The sequence below is a fragment of the Flavobacterium sp. PLA-DH12 genome, from assembly GCF_059511845.1.
Genome location: NZ_JCAMPD010000009.1, coordinates 88,453 through 108,227, shown reverse-complemented (window position 1 = coordinate 108,227; position 19,775 = coordinate 88,453). Strand labels below are relative to the sequence as shown.

The 19,775-nt window shown below is 31.8% G+C and carries 16 protein-coding genes; 4 read left to right on the top strand and 12 right to left on the bottom strand.

The window, feature by feature from the left end:
- Positions 1 to 16: 16 nt before the first annotated feature.
- Positions 17 to 466, top strand: a complete 450-nt coding sequence (locus AC5ZCW_RS17445; protein WP_343545104.1) for a thioredoxin family protein — start codon at positions 17 to 19, stop codon at positions 464 to 466.
- Positions 467 to 470: 4 nt separating this feature from the next.
- Here AC5ZCW_RS17445 and AC5ZCW_RS17440 read toward each other — a convergent pair whose 3' ends face one another.
- From AC5ZCW_RS17440 to surE, 5 genes are all read right to left on the bottom strand, one after another.
- On the bottom strand, positions 471 to 2,501 hold the full coding sequence (locus AC5ZCW_RS17440) for a ComEC/Rec2 family competence protein (RefSeq protein WP_496120992.1): 2,031 nt from the start codon (positions 2,499 to 2,501) through the stop codon (positions 471 to 473).
- 52 nt (positions 2,502 to 2,553) lie between these two features.
- The gene (locus AC5ZCW_RS17435) at positions 2,554 to 3,039 is read right to left on the bottom strand and encodes a C40 family peptidase (protein WP_496120990.1); all 486 of its coding nucleotides are present in this window, start codon (positions 3,037 to 3,039) and stop codon (positions 2,554 to 2,556) included.
- A 6-nt stretch (positions 3,040 to 3,045) separates the two neighbouring features.
- Positions 3,046 to 4,167 carry a lipid-A-disaccharide synthase gene (gene lpxB / locus AC5ZCW_RS17430; protein WP_496120989.1) on the bottom strand — a complete coding sequence of 374 codons (1,122 nt, stop codon included), beginning with the start codon at positions 4,165 to 4,167 and terminating at the stop codon, positions 3,046 to 3,048.
- A 63-nt stretch (positions 4,168 to 4,230) separates the two neighbouring features.
- Positions 4,231 to 4,500, bottom strand: coding sequence for a hypothetical protein (locus AC5ZCW_RS17425; RefSeq protein ID WP_177211148.1), 270 nt, complete (start codon positions 4,498 to 4,500; stop codon positions 4,231 to 4,233).
- The gene (surE, locus tag AC5ZCW_RS17420; RefSeq protein ID WP_008466485.1) at positions 4,493 to 5,272 is read right to left on the bottom strand and encodes a 5'/3'-nucleotidase SurE; all 780 of its coding nucleotides are present in this window, start codon (positions 5,270 to 5,272) and stop codon (positions 4,493 to 4,495) included. The genes AC5ZCW_RS17425 and surE overlap by 8 nt, the downstream gene beginning before the upstream one ends.
- Positions 5,273 to 5,484: 212 nt before the next feature.
- Between surE and AC5ZCW_RS17415 the strand changes: the two genes are divergently transcribed.
- The 3 genes from AC5ZCW_RS17415 (at position 5,485) to glsA (ending at position 9,614) form a co-directional block, all read left to right on the top strand.
- Entirely contained in the window at positions 5,485 to 7,668 is a 2,184-nt protein-coding gene (locus tag AC5ZCW_RS17415) for a carboxy terminal-processing peptidase (protein ID WP_496120988.1), read from the top strand.
- Between the two features lie 91 nt (positions 7,669 to 7,759).
- On the top strand, positions 7,760 to 8,545 hold the full coding sequence (locus tag AC5ZCW_RS17410; RefSeq protein ID WP_496120986.1) for a DNA/RNA non-specific endonuclease: 786 nt from the start codon (positions 7,760 to 7,762) through the stop codon (positions 8,543 to 8,545).
- 58 nt (positions 8,546 to 8,603) lie between these two features.
- A complete protein-coding gene (gene glsA / locus AC5ZCW_RS17405; protein WP_496120984.1) occupies positions 8,604 to 9,614 on the top strand; it encodes a glutaminase A in 1,011 nt (336 codons plus the stop codon).
- 68 nt (positions 9,615 to 9,682) lie between these two features.
- On the opposite strand, the gene rpe is transcribed toward glsA, so the two are convergent.
- From rpe to AC5ZCW_RS17370, 7 genes are all read right to left on the bottom strand, one after another.
- Entirely contained in the window at positions 9,683 to 10,345 is a 663-nt protein-coding gene (gene rpe / locus AC5ZCW_RS17400; RefSeq protein WP_496120982.1) for a ribulose-phosphate 3-epimerase, read from the bottom strand.
- 373 nt (positions 10,346 to 10,718) lie between these two features.
- Complete coding sequence (locus AC5ZCW_RS17395; RefSeq protein WP_007804760.1) at positions 10,719 to 11,582, bottom strand: sigma-70 family RNA polymerase sigma factor; 864 nt, start codon at positions 11,580 to 11,582, stop codon at positions 10,719 to 10,721.
- Between the two features lie 174 nt (positions 11,583 to 11,756).
- Positions 11,757 to 13,547 carry a hypothetical protein gene (locus tag AC5ZCW_RS17390; RefSeq protein WP_496120980.1) on the bottom strand — a complete coding sequence of 597 codons (1,791 nt, stop codon included), beginning with the start codon at positions 13,545 to 13,547 and terminating at the stop codon, positions 11,757 to 11,759.
- Between the two features lie 17 nt (positions 13,548 to 13,564).
- Positions 13,565 to 14,755, bottom strand: a complete 1,191-nt coding sequence (locus tag AC5ZCW_RS17385; protein ID WP_496120978.1) for a DUF4249 domain-containing protein — start codon at positions 14,753 to 14,755, stop codon at positions 13,565 to 13,567.
- A 12-nt stretch (positions 14,756 to 14,767) separates the two neighbouring features.
- Positions 14,768 to 15,994, bottom strand: coding sequence for a DUF4249 domain-containing protein (locus AC5ZCW_RS17380; RefSeq protein WP_496120977.1), 1,227 nt, complete (start codon positions 15,992 to 15,994; stop codon positions 14,768 to 14,770).
- A gap of 4 nt (positions 15,995 to 15,998) precedes the next feature.
- A complete protein-coding gene (locus AC5ZCW_RS17375; RefSeq protein WP_496120976.1) occupies positions 15,999 to 18,782 on the bottom strand; it encodes a TonB-dependent receptor in 2,784 nt (927 codons plus the stop codon).
- On the bottom strand, positions 18,783 to 19,526 hold the full coding sequence (locus AC5ZCW_RS17370; RefSeq protein WP_343544406.1) for a hypothetical protein: 744 nt from the start codon (positions 19,524 to 19,526) through the stop codon (positions 18,783 to 18,785). It abuts the gene before it with no gap.
- Positions 19,527 to 19,775: the final 249 nt, after the last annotated feature.

Sequence of the window (19,775 nt, the reverse complement as noted above, 5' to 3'; positions counted from 1 at the left end):
CCAAAACCCCAATTATATGCCTAAAAAATTACTTATCCTATTGCTGTTTTTAAGTCCGTTTTACATGAATTCTCAAAATGTAATATGGAAAACAGACATTAATGATGCTGTGGCTGTGAGCGCTGAAAAAAGAAAACCTCTATTGATTTTTTTTACTGCTCAAGGTGTTAATCCTCAGTTGCAGAATGAAATTTTCTCTACTCGCGATTTTGAGGAATGGGCGCGTAAAAACGTTATTTTGTTAAAACTTGACCTTTCTGATCCTACTGCATCTGAAACTGCTAAAGAGCAAAATTTAAGATTAAAGAATGCTTTTGGTATAGAAGATATTCCCCAAGTATGTTTCTCTGAAGTCGCGGTCAGGAAAGGAAAAACCAATTTTAATAAACTGGGACTTATTGCTTATAAAGCTTCTGGAGTTAAGAATTGGATTTCTGAATCTAATTCGATTTTAAATCCAGAATAAAAAATTATAGTTGATAATATCCCTTTTCTTTTGTTGAATGAAAAGGGATGTTTTTTTTAAGACAGCTTTTTTTCCAGTATTTCTGAATCGAATTAGAATTTGAACCATCTGCAATAACAACTTTTGGATGAATATCTTCCAGTACTCGATCTAGATTTATTTTTGAAGTCTGAGTAAGGATTAAAATGTCTGGGTGAATTTTTTCTGGAACAACTTTAGCACTGTCAATTATTAGAATTTTGTTGTTTTTAAAGTAAAGCACGTTTTTAATCTCTTTGATTTTAGACAGATCAATTGAATTTCCAACGAGATAAGAATTTATAGTTCTTGTATTGATGTTCTTCTGAATTGTATCTCGGGTATAAAGTGTAATGTTTCTTCCTAAACGTTCAGAAATAATTGTATTGCTTTTTTCATTATAAACAATTAATTCTTCTTTGTTTTCGGTTTCGATTTTAGTTAGAATAAAAGAAATTTGGATCGTTATGATTGAGATAAATACCAATATCAATTTGTTGTAGTTTGGTTTTTTAATCCAGATTATTGAGCCAATTGTAAAGAGTGAGAATGCCCATAAATGATAGAAGTTGAAACGAATATCTCTAATGACAAATGAATCGACAGATGCTACAGCATGAATCATTAAGTTTAAAAGATAAATGCTTTTTTCAAAAATCAATGTTATGAATAACGGTGGACTTGTAAAAATGGCGATAATCATAACTACTATTCCTGCAATCATAATAAAAGACAAAACGGGAAGGATAATGATGTTAGTGACAAAAAAGAGACCTGGAAATTGGTGAAAATAGTAAAGGCATAAAGGCAAAGTACCAATTTGTGCCGCAAAAGAAACAGTCAAAGCCTCCCAAATATAAACTGTCAATTTGTTCTTTGGTTTATAAAGGTTTTTTAAAATAGGATGTAACCAAAGTATAAAGAATAAGGCGATATAACTTAATTGAAAACCAACATCAAATAAAAAATAGGGTTCAAAGAGTAATATCAATAAAATAGAAACTAATAAAGTATGATAGATATTACCATTTCTGCGTATATGACTTCCGATTGCAACAAATGAGAACATAACTACAGATCTTAAAACCGAAGGAGATAAACCAGAAATTATAGCAAAACCGACCAATGAAATTAAGATTGATGCCAATTTAAAGAAAGAACCTTTTCTCGTGTTTGGAATAGGTTTAAGGATAAAAGTGATGAAAAGCATTATAAAGCCTACATGGAGCCCTGAAACAGATAATATATGCGTTGCTCCAGAATATTGATAATCCTGAATAATATCTTGTGAAATCTCCTGTTGCTGTCCTAAAATTAGAGCCAAGGCAACATTCATTTCAGCTTTATTGAATTTTGATGTTTCGAGATTGGAAATTATTCTGGAATGCAATTTTGCACAGTAATACCAAATGTCTTTTTGAATCGTTTTGCTAACCAAAATTTCTTTCTTCTGACAATAAATCTGCGCGTAGATTTGTTTGTCTGCCAGATACCTGCTGTAATCAAACTGGTTTGGATTTTTGTTTGGTTTGTTTTGCTGAAGTACGGTTTCAAGTTTAATGTTATTTCCTATCAATAAAGTATTTTGGCTGCTATCTTTTTGAACGTTTACAATTACTTTTCCTGAATATGCTTTGCCCGAGATTGTTTTTATGAGGCCAATGTATCGATCGCTAAAATCGTTGCTTTTTAATTTTTCTCTTAAGATTAATGTGATAGATTGCGGATTCTTAAAAGCAATTTGACAGTGTGTGTAATTATTTTTCTGAAGACTTTGTGTATGGCATAAAAGTGTTAATGCTCCAATGTAGAAAGATAAAATGTAACTCAAAAATCCGAATAATTTCGATTTCTTATTGCGTTTTAAATTCCAAATGAAAACTCCGGAAAATGCTATAAAACTAATCGAGACGAAAATGCAAACTAGCGAGATGGAAAAATGAAGATAATACGAAGCAATTATGCCAAGTATAAAGGTAGATGTGATTTTTACTAACGGAAAATCTAATACTTTCATGGCATAAAAGTATTAAATATTTGTAAGAAAAATAATAAAAAAATATTCTTTTTTAAGGAATTACTCTGTTAACCTGTTCAAAAGAGTTTTTGTAATAAGGTTCTTTGGTAGAGGAAATAATTACTCCTTTTGAAGTCGAAGAATGAACAAATTTTACTTCATCAGAATTGACTTCTGTAATCAATCCAACATGATTGATTTGTCTGCTTTTGTTAGTTTTAAAGAAAATTAGATCACCTTTTTTGGCATCATTTAACGGAATCACTTTTCCAATTTTTGCCTGCTCATAAGAACTTCTTGGAAGATTGATGCTTTCGCTTTCAAAAGTAGTATAAACCAATCCAGAACAATCAAATCCGCTTTTTGTGGTTCCTCCCGCTTTATATCGAACACCAATATTGTCAGTAGCTTTTTCAACTAGATTATTTACTAAAGTTCTGTTTTCCCTTTTAGATTCGTTTTTGTTTGTAACCGAAGAGGTTGATTTACAAGAAGTAAAAGCAATTGCTAAAAGCAGAAAAAGGAGTATTCTTTTCAAAATAGATTAATTAGTTTGTTTTAAATCGGCAACAATGAGTTTTGCTGTGTTTTTACTTGCGCCAACTCCTCCCAATTTTTGTTCTAATATATCGTAATTTTGCAGTACTTTATTGCGATGACTAGGCTCTAATAATTTTTGAAGCTCTTCTTTAATTCGTTTTTTATTGCAATCTCCCTGAATCAATTCAGTCACAACTTCCTGATCCATAATTAAATTGACAAGAGAAATATACTTTAAAGTGATAATTCTTTTTGCAATTTGATATGAAACTTCGCTTCCTTTATAGCAAACCACTTCTGGCACTTTAAAAAGAGCTGTTTCAAGAGTTGCGGTTCCAGAAGTTACTAATGCAGCTGTCGAAGAACGAAGCAGATCATAAGTTTTGTTCGAAACAAACGCGATATTTTTATTTTTTAGGAATTGCTGATAGAATTCGTATTCCTGACTTGGAGCACCAGCAATAACAAATTCGTAATCCTGAAAATCATCTACAACGCTCAACATCACGCTTAACATTTTTGTAATTTCCTGTTTACGGCTTCCTGGCAGAACAGCAATGATTGGTTTTTCGCCTAGATTGTTTTCTTTTCTAAATAAAGCTTCATCAAAAGCAGGTTGATTCTGAATGGCGTCAATAAGCGGATGTCCAACAAAATCTACTGGAAAATGATGTTTGTCTTCGTAGAAGCTTTTCTCAAAAGGCAAAATCACAAACATCTTATCGACATCTTGTTTGATGGCTTTAATTCTGTTTTCTTTCCAAGCCCAAATTTGAGGAGAAATATAATAGTGTGTTTTATAGCCTAATTCTTTTGCCCATTTTGCAATTCGCATATTAAAACCAGGATAATCAATAAAAATAATCACGTCTGGTTTAAATTCTGTGATGTCTTTTTTACAGATTTTGATATTGTTCAAAATGGTTTTTAAATTGAAAACCACTTCAATAAAGCCCATAAATGCTAGATCGCGATAATGCTTTACCAGAGTTCCGCCTGCTTTTTGCATTAAGTCTCCGCCCCAAAATCTAATTTCTGCTTCTGGGTCTTCAACATATAATGCTTTCATTAAATTTGAACCGTGTAAATCTCCAGAGGCTTCTCCTGCAATTATGTAATATTTCATGTTGGTTTTTTTGTAAATGTGCTAAAGTTGTAACCGTTAAAGGGAACTTAGCAAAGATAAGATTTAAATAACTAATGTAGAAATTGCCAATACAATCACAGCTAAAATTACCCCTCGAGCCATATATTCTTTGTTTCTCTTTAAAAGAATAGCAAATACGCCAAGATCTAAAAGTGTTCCTATGGTAATTATTTTTCCAAGATATCCGTATTCTCGTATCATTTGAAATCCTTGTGAAATATCAAATGTGGTAAAAAAAGTGATGAAGAGATAACTTCCTAAAAGAGCCGTGAAAATTCCGATTATAAAACCGATCAGTATTTCTTTAGTCATTTAATTTCCAAGTATTAAGTTGCTGAATAGAGTGGTGGGCAGTCAAGTCAAATTGTACCGGAACTACCGAAATATATCCGTTTGCCAAGGCCCATTCATCGGTATCTTCACCTTTATCTTCGTTTACAAATTTGCCCGCAAGCCAGTAATAATCTTTCCCGAATGGAGTTTGTCTTTTGTCAAATTTCTGCGCATAATACGCTTTCGCTTGACGGCAAACTTTAATGCCTTTAATTTCAGATTCCTTTAATTTTGGAAAGTTGACGTTTAAAACTACTCCAGGTGGCAATTTATTGGCCAAAGTTTCTAAAGCAATTTTTTTCACAAAAGACTTGATCGGTTCAAAATCAGCATTCCAATCAAAATCTAAAAGAGAAAAGCCTATCGCCTGAATGCCTTCAATTCCGGCTTCCACTGCAGCACTCATAGTCCCAGAATAAATAACATTAATAGAAGAATTCGATCCATGGTTGATTCCCGAAACGCATAAGTCAGGTTTTCGTTTCAAGATTTCATTTACTGCCAATTTTACACAATCTACAGGGGTTCCAGAACAGCTGTATTCTGCAATTGTGTCATCGTCTTTTGAAATTTTATCGATAAACAAAGTATTGTTGACTGTGATTGCGTGTCCCATGGCGCTTTGTGGTTTGTCTGGCGCAACAACAATGACATCGCCTATTGTTTCCATAACGCTAATAAGGGCTCTAATTCCGGGAGCCAAAATACCATCATCGTTAGTTACTAATATAAGTGGTTTCTCAGCTTTCATTTAATAAGTATTATGTGTAGTTTTAACAATTGTAAGATTTTAAGAACAAAATTAATCACAATTATTTGCGATAAGTCACAAATACTGTAAAATTTGTCAACTAAGGTAAAGAACTTTTTTACGAATTAAACATTTTTATATCTTTAACAAAAAATTATCGAAGCGTTAGCTCTCGTGGCATAGTTTTTAACGTAACTTAGATAAAAAAATTGATGAATGCTATTATAAAGTTTATGAAAAGAAATTATAAGATACTCATAGCCGTATTGTGCTTATCGCTTACATTATTTGCATTTAAGATGAATGCTGATAGGACAATCGACCCAGATCCGAACAGAGACAAGACACTTTTAGAATTATTAGCATTTGTTATTGAAAAAGGACATTATAGTCCAGCAGAAATAAATGATGAGTTTTCAAAAGGTATTTTTAAGGATTATATTGATGCTTTAGACCCTTCAAAAAGGTTCTTTCTTCAGTCTGATATTGATGAGTTCAAACAGTATGAATTAATGTTGGATGATCAGTTTTTGAATAAAGATATTACGTTTTTTAACCTTACTTATACAAGGTTAATGAAGCGTATGGAAGAAAGTAAAAAACGTTACAAAACGATTTTAAGTCAGCCATTTAACTATAATGTCGATGAGACTTTTGATGCGGATTATGAGAAAATCCCGTATGCAAAGAACTTAAATGAGATTAATGAAAGATGGAGAAAACAGATTAAATTATCTACTCTTTCTTCTTTAGTTACAAAACAAAAAATTGAAGAAGAAAAGAAGAAAAAAGATCCAGCTTACAAAGAAAAATCTTTTGAAACTTTAGAAAAAGAAACTCGTGAAAGTTCTTTAAAATCTTTAGATGATAATTTTAGCGTAATTAAAGATTTGAATAGAGACTACTGGTTTTCTGTGTATTTGAACTCTATCATGGCTCGTTTTGACCCACACACAAGTTATTTTGCACCAGAAGAAAAAGATCGTTTTGATGTAAATATCAGTGGAAAACTTGAAGGTATCGGAGCTCGTTTGACTAAGAAAAACGATTTTACTCAAATTGATGAATTAATTTCTGGAGGTCCAGCTTGGAAAGGAAAACAACTTGAAGCTGGAGATTTAATCTTAAAAGTGGCTCAAGGAAATGAGGAGCCGGTTGATGTTGTTGGAATGCGTTTGGATGATGTTGTGAAAAAAATTAAAGGTCACAAAGGAACCGAAGTAAAACTGACAGTTAAGAAAGTTGACGGTTCTATCAAAGTAATTTCTATTATTAGAGATGTTGTTGAAATTGAAGAAACATATGCTAAGTCTAGTGTTGTTGAGAAAAATGGTTTGAAATACGGAGTAATTTATCTTCCTAAGTTTTATATCGATTTTGAAAATAAAGACGGACGTGATGCAGGAAAAGATATCGCGCGTGAAGTAGAAAGATTGAAACAAGCAAACGTTAACGGTATTGTTTTAGACGTTCGTGATGATGGTGGAGGATCTCTTTCTACAGTGGTTGATATTGCAGGTTTGTTTATCGAAGACGGACCAATCGTTCAGGTAAAATCTGCTGGTAAAAAGAAAGAAGTTTTATACGATAAAGACAAAAAAATCGAATGGGATGGTCCATTGGTTATTATGGTAAACAGTTTTTCTGCTTCGGCATCTGAGATTTTAGCAGCGGCAATTCAGGATTACAAACGTGGTGTAATTATCGGAAGTAAACAGACTTACGGAAAAGGAACTGTTCAAAATGTATTAGATTTAAATCAATTTGTGCGTAATGCAAATTATGGAGATCTTGGCGCATTGAAAATTACAGGACAGAAGTTTTATAGAATAAACGGTGGTTCTACTCAGCTTGAAGGAGTTCATAGCGATGTTGTAATGCCAGATCGTTATGCTTACCTTAAAATGGGCGAGAGAGATATTGATAATGCAATGCCTTGGGATAAAATTGATCCAGCTGATTACAGCACATGGGCTTCTAATGAGAATTTTTCTAAAGCAATCAATAACAGTAGAAACAGAATTGCACAAAATCCTCAGTTTAAATTAATTGATGATAATGCAAAATGGATTGATGTTAAAAATAAAGAAAACGTTTATAGCTTGAATATTAAGAGTTTTAAAGAGACTCAGGAACAAGTTGAAAACGAAGGAAAAAAATATAAGCCAATTTCTGATTACAAAAACGATCTGATTTTTACATCACTTCCTTATGAAGAAGAAGAAATGAAAGCTGATGCTTCTTTAAAAGAAAAAAGAGACGCATGGCACCAAGCATTATCTAAAGATGTTTATGTAGAAGAGGCTTTAAATGTATTAGATGATTTGCAAACAAAAAGTTTGGTAAAAACTACAGTTAATCCTAAAATGAAAAAGGATAAGCTAGTGAAGTCTTAAGTTCGAGAAGAATTTAATTTGTTTAAAAACGCTCTATAAATTTTGAATTTATGGAGCGTTTTTTTGTAAGTTCGCTTTTAAAAATAGAAATATGAAAGGTTGTGTCGGTTTAATTTTGCTGAGTTTTGCATTATTATCATGTAAAAAAGAAAATGCGGAAATTAAGGAAGATATAAATAGTAATGAAGTGGTTTCTTTTAAAGGGAATTCTACTCACAAAGATTCTTTATACACAGTTGCTTATCTCCCGACTTCGACAACCAAACAGATTGTAAAGCACCAATATTACACGCTTTCTTATAATGAAAAATTTGAACAGGCAGAATGGGTGGCTTACGAATTGAAAAAGGAGTATTTAAAAAACAATGATTACAAAAGACCTTATTTTATAGAAGATCCAAAAGTAACAACAGGTTCGGCTGATTGGAGAAATTATAAAAAATCAGGTTATGATAAAGGGCATCTTTGTCCTGCTGGTGATATGGAGTTCAATAAAGATGCATATAATGATACTTTTTATACGTCGAATATTTCTCCACAGAAAAAAGAATTTAATGCAGGAATTTGGAATAGAATCGAGCAGAAGACTCGCTATTGGGCAGGAAAATACAATGATATTTATGTCGTAACTGGTGGAATTGCGAAAGATTCGGATAAAAAAATTGGAACAGAGAAAGTTGCGGTTCCTAAATATTTTTATAAAATTGTTTTAGCTAAATCAGGAAAAGAACATAAGGCAATTGCTTTCTTAGTGCCAAATGAAAAAAGTGATAAATCCATTTATGATTTTGTTGTTCCAATCGAAACTTTAGAAAAAATGACTGGAATTGATTTCTTTCCAAATCTTAAAAATTTAAAAAGCAGTAAAGATTTTTAATTAAATACTGTTTACCTATAATTAATCTAGAATAGAAATAAGAATGCCTTTTTTTAAAATGAACAAGCAATTGATTTTTGCTGGTTTAATGATTGCTTTTATCATAAACCACGGCTATAGCCAAACAATACTGAATAAACAAAATATAGAAAATACGCTTAACGAGGCCTTTAATAAATTTAAAGATTTAAAGGAAGGAAAAAATGCTGACTATATTAAAGAACTAGCCAATGTTGATCCTAATATTTTTGGTATTGCAATTGTTACTTCAGAAGGAGCTGTCTATACAAAAGGAGATATAACATCAATGGTTTCAATTCAAAGTATATCGAAAGTATTTACGATGGCAAAAGTAATTGAGCAAGAAGGCCCACAGTTTTTGCAAGACAAAGTAGGCGTAAATGCCACTGGATTACCATTTAATTCGATTGTTGCAGTAGAAATGCATAAAGGTGATAAAATTAATCCTCTTGTAAATCCTGGAGCTATTGCAACTACGAGCCTTATTCGAGGTAATGATTCTGTAGCAAAATGGAAAGAAATCCAGAAAGTTCAGAGCGACTTTGCCGGAAGGCAGCTTTCTATGAATCGACCTGTTTATATAAGTGAGGCAGGTGATAATTTGCGAAATCAAGCTATTGCACATTTGTTATTGGCTTATAATAGAATGTATTTTGATCCAGTACAAGCAACAGACATTTATACTAAACAATGTGCATTGAATGTAAATGTAAAAGATCTTGCTACAATGGCGGCCACATTGGCAAATGGAGGCGTTAATCCTATTACAAAAAATAAGGTGGTTAGTCAGGCAACTGTAATGTATACTTTACCTGTAATGGCAACTGCGGGGCTATATGACAATTCTGGAATTTGGCTTTTTAATTCGGGACTTCCAGCAAAAAGTGGTGTAGGAGGAGGAATGCTGGCGATATGTCCTGGTAAATTTGGAATTGCTGTTATTTCGCCGCCATTAGATGAGTCTGGAAATAGTTTGAAAGCTCAGAAAGTGATCCAATATGTTGTAGAAAAACTTAAAGTGAATCCTTATTGGATTGAACCTAAGTAGGTTTTAGATAATAAAAAAGAAGAGTCCGAAAAATAATTTTCAGACTCTTCTTTTTTATTTTTGAAAATTTAAAAAGCAGTAAGATTTTTTAAATCTGCTATGGTTTCTGTTGGATTTTCAGCTTTAAAAACAAAGCTTCCGGCCACTAAAACATCTGCTCCAGCTTCGACTAATTGTTTTGCGTTTTTGCTGGTTACACCGCCGTCAATTTCGATTAATGTTGAAGCGTTTTTACGAGTAATAAGTGCTTTTAGCTTCTTTACTTTGTCGTAAGTATTTTCGATAAATGATTGTCCTCCAAATCCAGGATTTACACTCATAATGCAAACTACGTCGATGTCATTAATAACGTCTTCTAATAAGTCAACATTGGTATGTGGATTCATGGCAACACCAGCCTTCATTCCTTCTGCTTTAATTGCTTGCAGTGTTCTGTGTAAGTGTGTGCAAGCTTCGTAATGTACAGTAAGCCCATTTGCTCCTAAATCGGCAAAAGTCTTTATGTAACGATCTGGATCAATAATCATTAAATGTACATCAATATACTTTTTTGCATGTTTTGAAATTGCTTCTAAAACGGGCATTCCGAAAGAGATATTCGGAACAAAAACTCCATCCATAATATCGATATGAAACCAATCTGCCTGACTGTTGTTAAGCATTTCTGAATCGCGCTGTAAATTACCAAAATCGGCAGCAAGAACTGAAGGAGCAATAAGTGTATTTTTCATTGTGTGTTGTTTTATTGCAAAGATAAAGTTTTTATATTGTTGATTATAATTTAACCGCAAAGCACGCTAAGAATTACGCAAAGTGCACTAAGTTTTTTGCCACAGATTAAAGGGATTAAAATGATTTTATAATCTGTGTAAATCCTTTAATCTGTGGCTGTTTCTTTTTTTTGTGAACTTTGCGTAATTCTTAGCGTGCTTTGCGGTAAAAAAAACTTTAAAAATAAAAAACTCCGGTAATCAGCCGGAGTTTCAATCATCAATCAAAAAACGAACAGTCAATCAAACTGTTGTTTGCGGTACAAAGGTTTCAAGTTTCATGTTTCAAGTTACAAAAGCAACCTGAAACTTTAAACCTGAAACAAATATTGTCTTATCCTAAATAAGTTTTAAGGATTTTACTTCTAGAAGTGTGTTTCAATCTACGGATTGCTTTTTCTTTAATCTGACGAACACGCTCACGAGTAAGGTCGAAAGTTTCTCCAATTTCTTCAAGAGTCATTGGGTGCTGATCGCCAAGACCAAAATACAAACGAACAACATCTGCCTCTCTAGGAGTTAATGTTTCTAAAGAACGCTCTATTTCAGTACGAAGAGATTCGTGAATTAATTCTCTATCTGGATTTGGAGATTCACCAGAACGCAATACGTCATAAAGGTTAGAATCTTCTCCTTCAACAAGAGGAGCATCCATTGATAGGTGACGTCCAGAGTTTTTCATAGACTCTTTTACGTCGTTTACAGTCATGTCAAGTTCTTTTGCAATTTCTTCAGCAGAAGGTGGACGCTCGTTAGATTGCTCTAATAAAGCATACATTTTGTTGATTTTATTGATAGAACCAATTTTGTTTAATGGCAAACGTACAATACGAGACTGTTCAGCTAGAGCTTGAAGAATCGATTGACGAATCCACCATACAGCGTAAGAAATGAATTTGAAACCACGAGTTTCATCAAAACGTTGAGCCGCTTTAATTAAACCTAAGTTTCCTTCATTAATTAAGTCAGGAAGAGTTAATCCTTGGTTTTGATATTGTTTAGCCACAGATACTACGAAACGTAGGTTGGCTTTTGTTAGTTTTTCTAAAGCTCTTTGATCACCAGCCTTTATTCTTTGTGCTAATTCTACCTCTTCATCAGCGGTAATTAGGTCAACTTTTCCAATTTCTTGTAGATATTTATCTAACGATGCAGTTTCACGATTAGTTACCTGCTTGGTGATTTTAAGTTGTCTCATGTTGTTGTCTCCCTATTTTTAAAGTGTACAAATGGTTATACGTAAGGAGTATCGAAAAAGTTACAAAAAATTATTTTATTTTTTTAAAATTAAAAAATTTTAGTTGCCTGAAATTATAAAAGCCTTGATTTACAATGTAATCAAGGCTTTTAATTATTTGTTTTTTTACTGTAATTATTTTACTGTAATATTTTTTGAAACGTAAACCGGGTGTCCATTTTCAGTAAAACCTTCTAGAACGACCTCAAAATTTCCTTTAATATCGGAAGTGTAAAATGACAAATTTTCTTCTTTTGTATTTAGATTAATATCTGGCTTCCATAATAATTGATATCTGTAATCAGGAATTCTCTGTAATTTATTTCCAGATGAATAATCAGGATTATTATAAACTTTTTCAGGATTAGGACGCTGAAGTTCCATTGTTTTTAGATACTTTTTCGCATAATTCTCTGAAAATTCATTGTTTTTGGTTTCGAAACTAATTAACCCACCATATAAATTTGGACCATATACATAAGGTTCTGTAATTAAACTAACCTTATTGACATTTGCCATGTTATACTCAAAAAGATCACTTGGATCTTGAATTAAAAGCCCGTCAACAAGTACCAATGGTGGCCCAAAAATTTGCAAATCTTTTTGATTGTTTCTTATAAAGAGCTGATATTTTCCGTTGTTTTTTCTATAATAAAGTTCTACAATAATCTCTACAATGTTTTCTTTTAAAGTTGGAAATCGGGTATAATCATCTAAAACATATGATTTTTCGATTGTAGTAAAAAAAGGATTCATAACAGCCTCTGTAACCAAACTGTCTTTCTTGATTTGATAATAGGCATTTTGAATTTGACTTGCTGTTGATCTTTCTTCAATGTCATTTTTTAATTCTGGCGATAAATTTAGTTTTGATGAAAACTGTAATGAAGAAGCGTCAAATTTTGGAAACGGATCTAGATTGATAGTATAATCGTTTCGGTTTTCATCAAGTACCTGTAAAATTGCATTTGGAAAATTAGGAAATTGATCCAGTAAAAATGCAAATTTTCCCTGAGCATTTGTTTTTACAATTTTTAAAACATATTCCTTACCTGGTAGCGATAACGCAATCGATTTGTTGGCTACGTTTTGATTAGTACTTGAAGTTAGATTTCCTGTAATTAATTCTGATCTAATTTCTGGAATATAAATAAAACTGTTTGGAGTATTAACATAGTTTTCAGCAGTTTTTTTTGCAAACTCTGATGGGCTTAATTGTTTTAATGTCGGAATTTGGTCTGTTTTTCTTATCGAAACAGAATAATTCCCTTTTTCAATTGTTTCGGTTAGATGCTTTAATTTTAAGTCTACCTTTTCTCTTGTATAATAGCTTTCTTTGTCAAATAATAAATCGATTCTTTTATCATTTTCAGAGTTTGAATTTGTGGTTTGGATTACTGTATTCGATTTTCCAGGATTGGCTATGTCAAATGTAATATTGTCATTTGGTTCTTGAGTCTGAAATGGGTTAATAATAAAAATATCAATTTCATATTTTTGAGAATTAACATTATTGAGCATCCATTTTGTATATGCTACAATTTTATAATTTCCTGTTTTTAAGGTTGTAGGTATAAAATAATCTCCAGTTCCAATTCCTTTGTCAAGGTATATTTTGTTTTTTTGGAGTGGTTTTTTTTCACTGTCAATCAATTCAACATAAGCAATTTTGCTTATTTGGCTAGTTTTATTATTTAATGGATTTAGACAGTATAATTTGAAATATAATGTCTCACCAGTCAAAAAAGTTGTTGTATTTGAATGGATAAAAATAGTTTCCTGATCGGTAATATTTGGTAACGAATTTTTGTTTTGCAAACTCTGTGCGCAAGCAAATTCGATTTGAATAAACAAAAACATCAAAAACAGTAATTGTTTGATTCTAATTGAAAAGTTATTCGGGTTATGTATAGAAAAGTGTTTCATGAGATTTTAAAATTGTATTAATCTACCCAAAAAGGAGGAATGATATTAGAAGAAAATGAAGTACAGTCTCCACATGGAGTATTTACCATAAAATAAAGATTTTCAGCTTCGCTTGAAGAAAAGTATGCTAGTGTGAAAGTATTAATTCGTGATCGTAAAATAGCGCCGTTACATTCAGGGTTTGTTGGATCATCACAATTTTTAAATTTCTGCATTAAACAATTGCTTTCATAATATGGCGGTAATGGCTCTTTAGGAAATAAATCAGCATAATTAAAATAAATTCTTTCAGACGAAACCGCAGAAACTTCAAAAAAACCAATAACTTTCTCGTCCGAATTTTCATCTGATTTTATATTTCCATAAAAGAAGCCTGGTTGTTTTGGGGAAAGGATATTTCCTGAAGTTGAGGATATATCTCTCATCGTTTTGTAAAAACTATAAGAGGCTAAAGTTTGGATATATTGCTTTACGAAAATTGTATATCGATGGGATATAATATAGTTTTGGTCACTAATGAAACGAACAGGGAAATGAACTCTGTCTTCACTGAGATTATTTGTACTATTCAAGATAATTTCTTCAGATTTTTTACTAGAATAGCATGTTCTTGTTTCTTTTGTTCTCGGACTTATGATGATAGAAGTTCCCTCTGTTGTTGCTTTCCGAGAATCCCACATCGGAGCTATAATTTTATAAGTTTCTGTGTATTCGTACCTATAATATTTTGAGGTATTAATAGGGTCATAACTATTTACGTTTATTTGAACACCTCTTTGTCCGTTAACCGTTTCTACAGTTGCGGTTACATTATCAATTTTTGTTTCTGTCGTTAAAGTTTGTTGATCCGAAGAATAATTTTTGGCTTCTTTTGTTCTAATTTTTAATTGATATTTTCTTTCTGGTTCTGCTTTGAATGGAGTTATAGATGCATAAACAGTGTCTTTTTCCTCAAATTGATATTCTGTCCCCTGATCATCTAAGATATAGACGTTTGCGCCAGTTTCAAATTTCGGTCCTGTTTCTTCCAGTTGATAAACTTTAGAAATTTTAATGGTTTGATTTTTAAGCTCATTTGTAATTGTGCCTTCAACAACTAATGCACTTTCAAAATCACCATTCTTAAAAGCATATTGTTCTGTGCAGCTATTAAAAATAAGTGACAGAAAAAATATGACTAATATTTTATATTTAATATAATATTTCATGTTTTTTGAAATTTATTCTACCCAAAAAGGAGGAACAATATTAGATGAAAACGTTGTACAATCGCCACATGGCGCTTTAACCATAGAATAATCAAGTCCAGCAGAAGATAAATAGGATAGATAGCGACTGCTTATACCAGAACGTAATTGAGCACCGCTACATGGCGGGTCTCCTATACAATCTCTGAATTCTCTAACTGCACAATCACTTTCGTAGTAAGGAGGAAGCGGTTCTCTTGGAAATAAATCCGCGTAATTAAAGAAAATCCTCTCTGAAGACACAGATGACACTTCAAAAAAGCCAATTACTTTTTCAGATGGATTCTCTACAGACTTGATATTTCCATAGAAAAATCCAGGTTGTTTTGGAGAAAGGATACCTCCTGAACTCGATAAATTTTTTAAAGTTTCATAGTAAGTGTACGCTGCTAAATTTTGAACATATTGTTTTACGAAAATACTGTAGCGATGAGTGATTATATAGTTTTGATTGCTAATAAATCGTACAGGGAAATTCACTCTGTCTTCACCAAGATTATTTGTGCTATTCAAAATGATTTCATTAGATTTTTTTGTAGAATAACAAGTTCTGGTTTCTTTTTTTCTAAGGCTTATTACAATGTCTTCTCTTGCTGGGGAACCAGGAATATCTTCAGCAGGGTTTGCAGGAACTGCAGGAACATTTAGTATAGATGTTTCAAAAGGGCTCCATAATGGGGCTTCTATTTTGTACGTTTCAGCATATTCGTATCTGTAGTATTTTGAAGTATTGCTCGGATCGTAACTTTTTACATTAATCTGTGCACCTCTTTGTCCATTCACAGTTGTTGCAATTGCAGTAACATTGTCAATTTTGGTTTCGGTAGTTAGAACCTGTTCGTCAGAGGTATAGTTTTTACCCGCACTTGTTCTAATTTTTAATTGGTATTTTCTTCCCGGTTCTGCTTTAAAAGGTGTTATAGATACGTATATAGTATCTTTTTCTTCAAACTGATATTCATTGCCCTGATCATCAGAAATAAAAACATTTGCCCCTTTTTCCATTTTTGGGCCACTTTCTTCAAGTTGATAGACTTGAGAAAGTCTTATGGTTTGATTTTTAACTTCATTTGTAATAGTTCCTTCGACAACAAGAGCACTTTCAAAATCATTGTTCTGAAAAACATACTGTTCTGTACAACTGCTAGCCACAAGCGCGAGAAGGAATAAAAGACTAATTTTATATATGAAACTTTTCATGATTTTAGAACTTGAAATTGTAAGTAATACTAGGAATTGGAATAGAAAAAATAGATGTTTTGTAAGCTTTAATCTGTCCTTTATCAGTAACAAAAAATACCGAGTAAGGATTGTTTCTTCCTAAAACATTATACACTGAAATATTCCAAAAACTATGAGCTAACTTTTTAATTTTATGATTTCCTTCGATATTTAGGCCAACGTCAAGTCTGAAATAATCTGGGATTCTAAATTTGTTACGATCACTATATAAGGTGTATTGCTCATTGCCATAATCATATTTTCCAATAGGATATGTAATTGGTCTTCCTGTTTGATATGTAAAATTACTTGAAAAACTATAACGTTTGGTAATTTTATAGTTTAAAACTGCACTGAAATCGTGCGGTTTATCAAAGTTTGAAGGAAAGTATTTTCCGTTGTTTACCTTTTCCTGCTGAAATTGACTGTCAAGTTTTATCAATGATCTTGAATACGTATAGCCAAGCCATCCATTTAACTTTCCAACTTGTTTCTTTAACAAAACTTCGACACCATAGGCTTTTCCTTCACCTTGTAAAAGTTCAGTTTCAATATTTTCATTCAACAATAATTCGGCTCCAACCTTGTAATCCAAGATGTTTTTAGATCTTTTATAATATCCTTCTAAACTAAGTTCAACATCACCATCTTTTAAATTTTTGTAGAATCCTAAAGAAACTTGCTGTGCACTTTCTGGTTTAACGTTTAAATCTGAAAGCTTCCAAATGTCAGTTGGCGATTGTGTGGTATTGTTAGATAGTAAATGAATATATTGATATGTTTTGTCGTAACTTGCTCTTACAGAAAAATCATCTGTAATAAAATATCTTGCAGCGACTCTCGGTTCAAGTCCGCCATACCTTTTAATCACTTCATTGTTGCCATAAGTTTTGGTGTCAATTACAGTCGCATCGCTTATAGGCTGATTATCCTCGTAAATTCTCTGAGTAGATTTTCCTAAAGCAGCAAAAGTGGAATAACGCAAACCGAAATCAAGAAGAAATTTATCGCTTATTTTGAAATTATCACCAATATATGCGGCAGATTCTAAGCCTTTTTCTGTTTCTACATCAATAGGAACCAAAATACTTTCAGGATTTTTCGGATTTAAATATCCAGGATCAACAGAATATAATTTTGTTGAAATACCATAACTAAATTTGTGCTTTTGGTTGTACAAATAATTCATTTTGATCATTGCCTGAGTTTCGTTGATTTTATAGCCAAAATCAAAATTGTTTACTCCTTCAGACTCATAATCAATATTGAATTTATATTCACTATTAGTAACAATCAGAGAACCTTTATTTTTTTCATTAAAAGTATGATTCCATTTTAAAGACGCTAATCTGTTACTGTATTTGTATAAAGAATCTGAAGAAACGCTAAATTTATCGTGACTATAATATAAGGTAGATTCAATATCGTTACTTGCATTTATTTTATGGTTGTATTTTAGAATTAAATCATAAAATGAAGCTTGGCTGTTTTTTAAATTTTCATCGTCAAGACTTTTTAAAATATAATCTGAATAAGTTGCTCTTCCTCCCGCAACTAGGCTTGATTTCCCTTTTACAATTGGAGTTGAAACCATTAAATTGCTGGTTACAGGTCCAATACCACCTTCACCTTGAAATTCGTTGACATTGCCGCTTTTTGATGAAATATCAAAAACAGATGATAATCTTCCTCCAAATTCGGCAGGAATACTTCCTTTATAAATGTCTACTTTTTTAGTTGTATAAGGATTTAGCGCTGTAAAAAAGCCAAAGAAATGTGACGGATTATATAAAGTAGCATGGTCTAACAAGAATAGATTTTGATCTTCTTTACCACCTCTAACGTTAAATCCTGCTGAACCTTCGCCAGCAGTTTTTATTCCAGGCATAGTTAAAGCAACTTTAAGGATATCACGCTCTCCAAGCACCAAAGGAACGTTTTTAATTCCTTCAGAATCAATTGTTGTTACTCCTGTTATAGCAGATTTTGCGCTTTTGCTTTTATTGGTTTTAATAAGTACTTCATCCAGTTGGTTTATATTGTCCGTTAAAGAAAAATTTAATGCACCATCATTATAAACCATTATATTTTTAGTGACCTTATTATAGGAGAAACTTTCGGTTTCTACGACATTTAATCCTCCTGGAACTTGCAAGCTGTAGAACCCTTTTTTGTCTGTTACAGCAGAAAACTCAGAATTTGGTATTTTTACTACAATATTGGCAAGGCCAGAATTGTTTTTTCCGCCCTTTATAAATCCAGATAGTGTATAAGTAGATTTCTTTTTTTGATTTTTTACTTCCTTACCAATTAGAACAAGATCTCGAATGTTTTTATTAGGATTTCGAGAGTTTGTCTTTTTTAGCGAGTCGTATTGCTGATAAAATATTGGAGTTATTTGTCCGTTTTCATCTCTTTCTAGCGGAATCCCAAAATAATCATCTGGCAATTGACTGTAGATAATACTGTTATTAGTTACTATAACCTTGTTTTCAGAAATATAAAAATTAAAGCTCGTATTTTGAAAAACGTCTTCAAGAACTTCACCAATTTTAACTTCTTTATATTGTTTAGTTATAGATGTGCTGTCATTTTCAAACCATTTTTCATCAAAATAAAATTTATAATAAGACACTTTTTCAATGTCTTGAATAGCAGTTTTTATATTGGCATTTTTAAAATCAACAGATATTTTGTCACTGATTACTTGAGAATATATGATTTGTTGAAAGGCAATTAGAAATAGAATAAGAGTAATTTTTTTCATTTAATTAGAACTTTTTTTTAAAAGACCATTGATTTGTTTCGTTAGATTTTCCATGAATTGGGGCTTGTTGGAACGTTCTAAATTTTTATCGGTACTATAAATATTGTTTATTTCTTTCTTAAAATTTGGAAAAATTTTCTTGAAATCCTTTTCTGTTTCGACCTTATAGAAATAGTTGTTGTATTTTAAGATATAGCCTATTTTATAAATGAAATTATAATAGATGATATCTGCTTGAAAAGACTTTACTTTTTCTTTGGTATGCTTGATATAAAGAGAGACATTGTCTCCAATGTATGTCTCCTCATAAATGCCTTTTATGATAGAAGGAAATTTTACCGATTCTTCTTTTAGGTTGACAAATTTTTTGTTTTTAATAAAGAAGTAATCGACCTTATCGGTAATTAAGTTGATAGGTACATTTTCTGAAGAGCCATTCTGTTTGTAAATGACTTGATCGACAAGAATATCGTATTTAAGATTAACATTTGAATAAATCTGACCTTCGAAACTTATGTCTCCAAGATTGAACTCATCAATGTAATATCTGTTTTTGCCTTCTAAGGGGCGGAAAGATTCACTATGAATGATTCCGTTATTGATGTTTAGATTGTCTTTTCCAACCGCCTCATCGAAGTAATCGTATAGTGAGGATTTTTCAGTGGTTTGGGAATGTGCGTACGATATGTTTAACAGGCTTGCAAATATCGAAAGATAAATGATTTTTTTATTGTAATTTTTCAAAGGAAACGTAATTTTTGTTTTTGGATTGATGAATTTCAAAAGTATTAAAAAAATGTTATAAAAATCACGTAATATTGTTAAAATGTAATAAAAATTTTATGAATTGATTTAAAACTATATTTTCAGTATATTTTAGAAGAAAAGTTAGGAATTGGCTTGAAAAGCCAACAACAGTGATCTTTAATTTTCGAATCAACTTAAATTAAATAATGTTTGCTTCTATAAGCTGAAAACCCCAGTTCGGCAAAG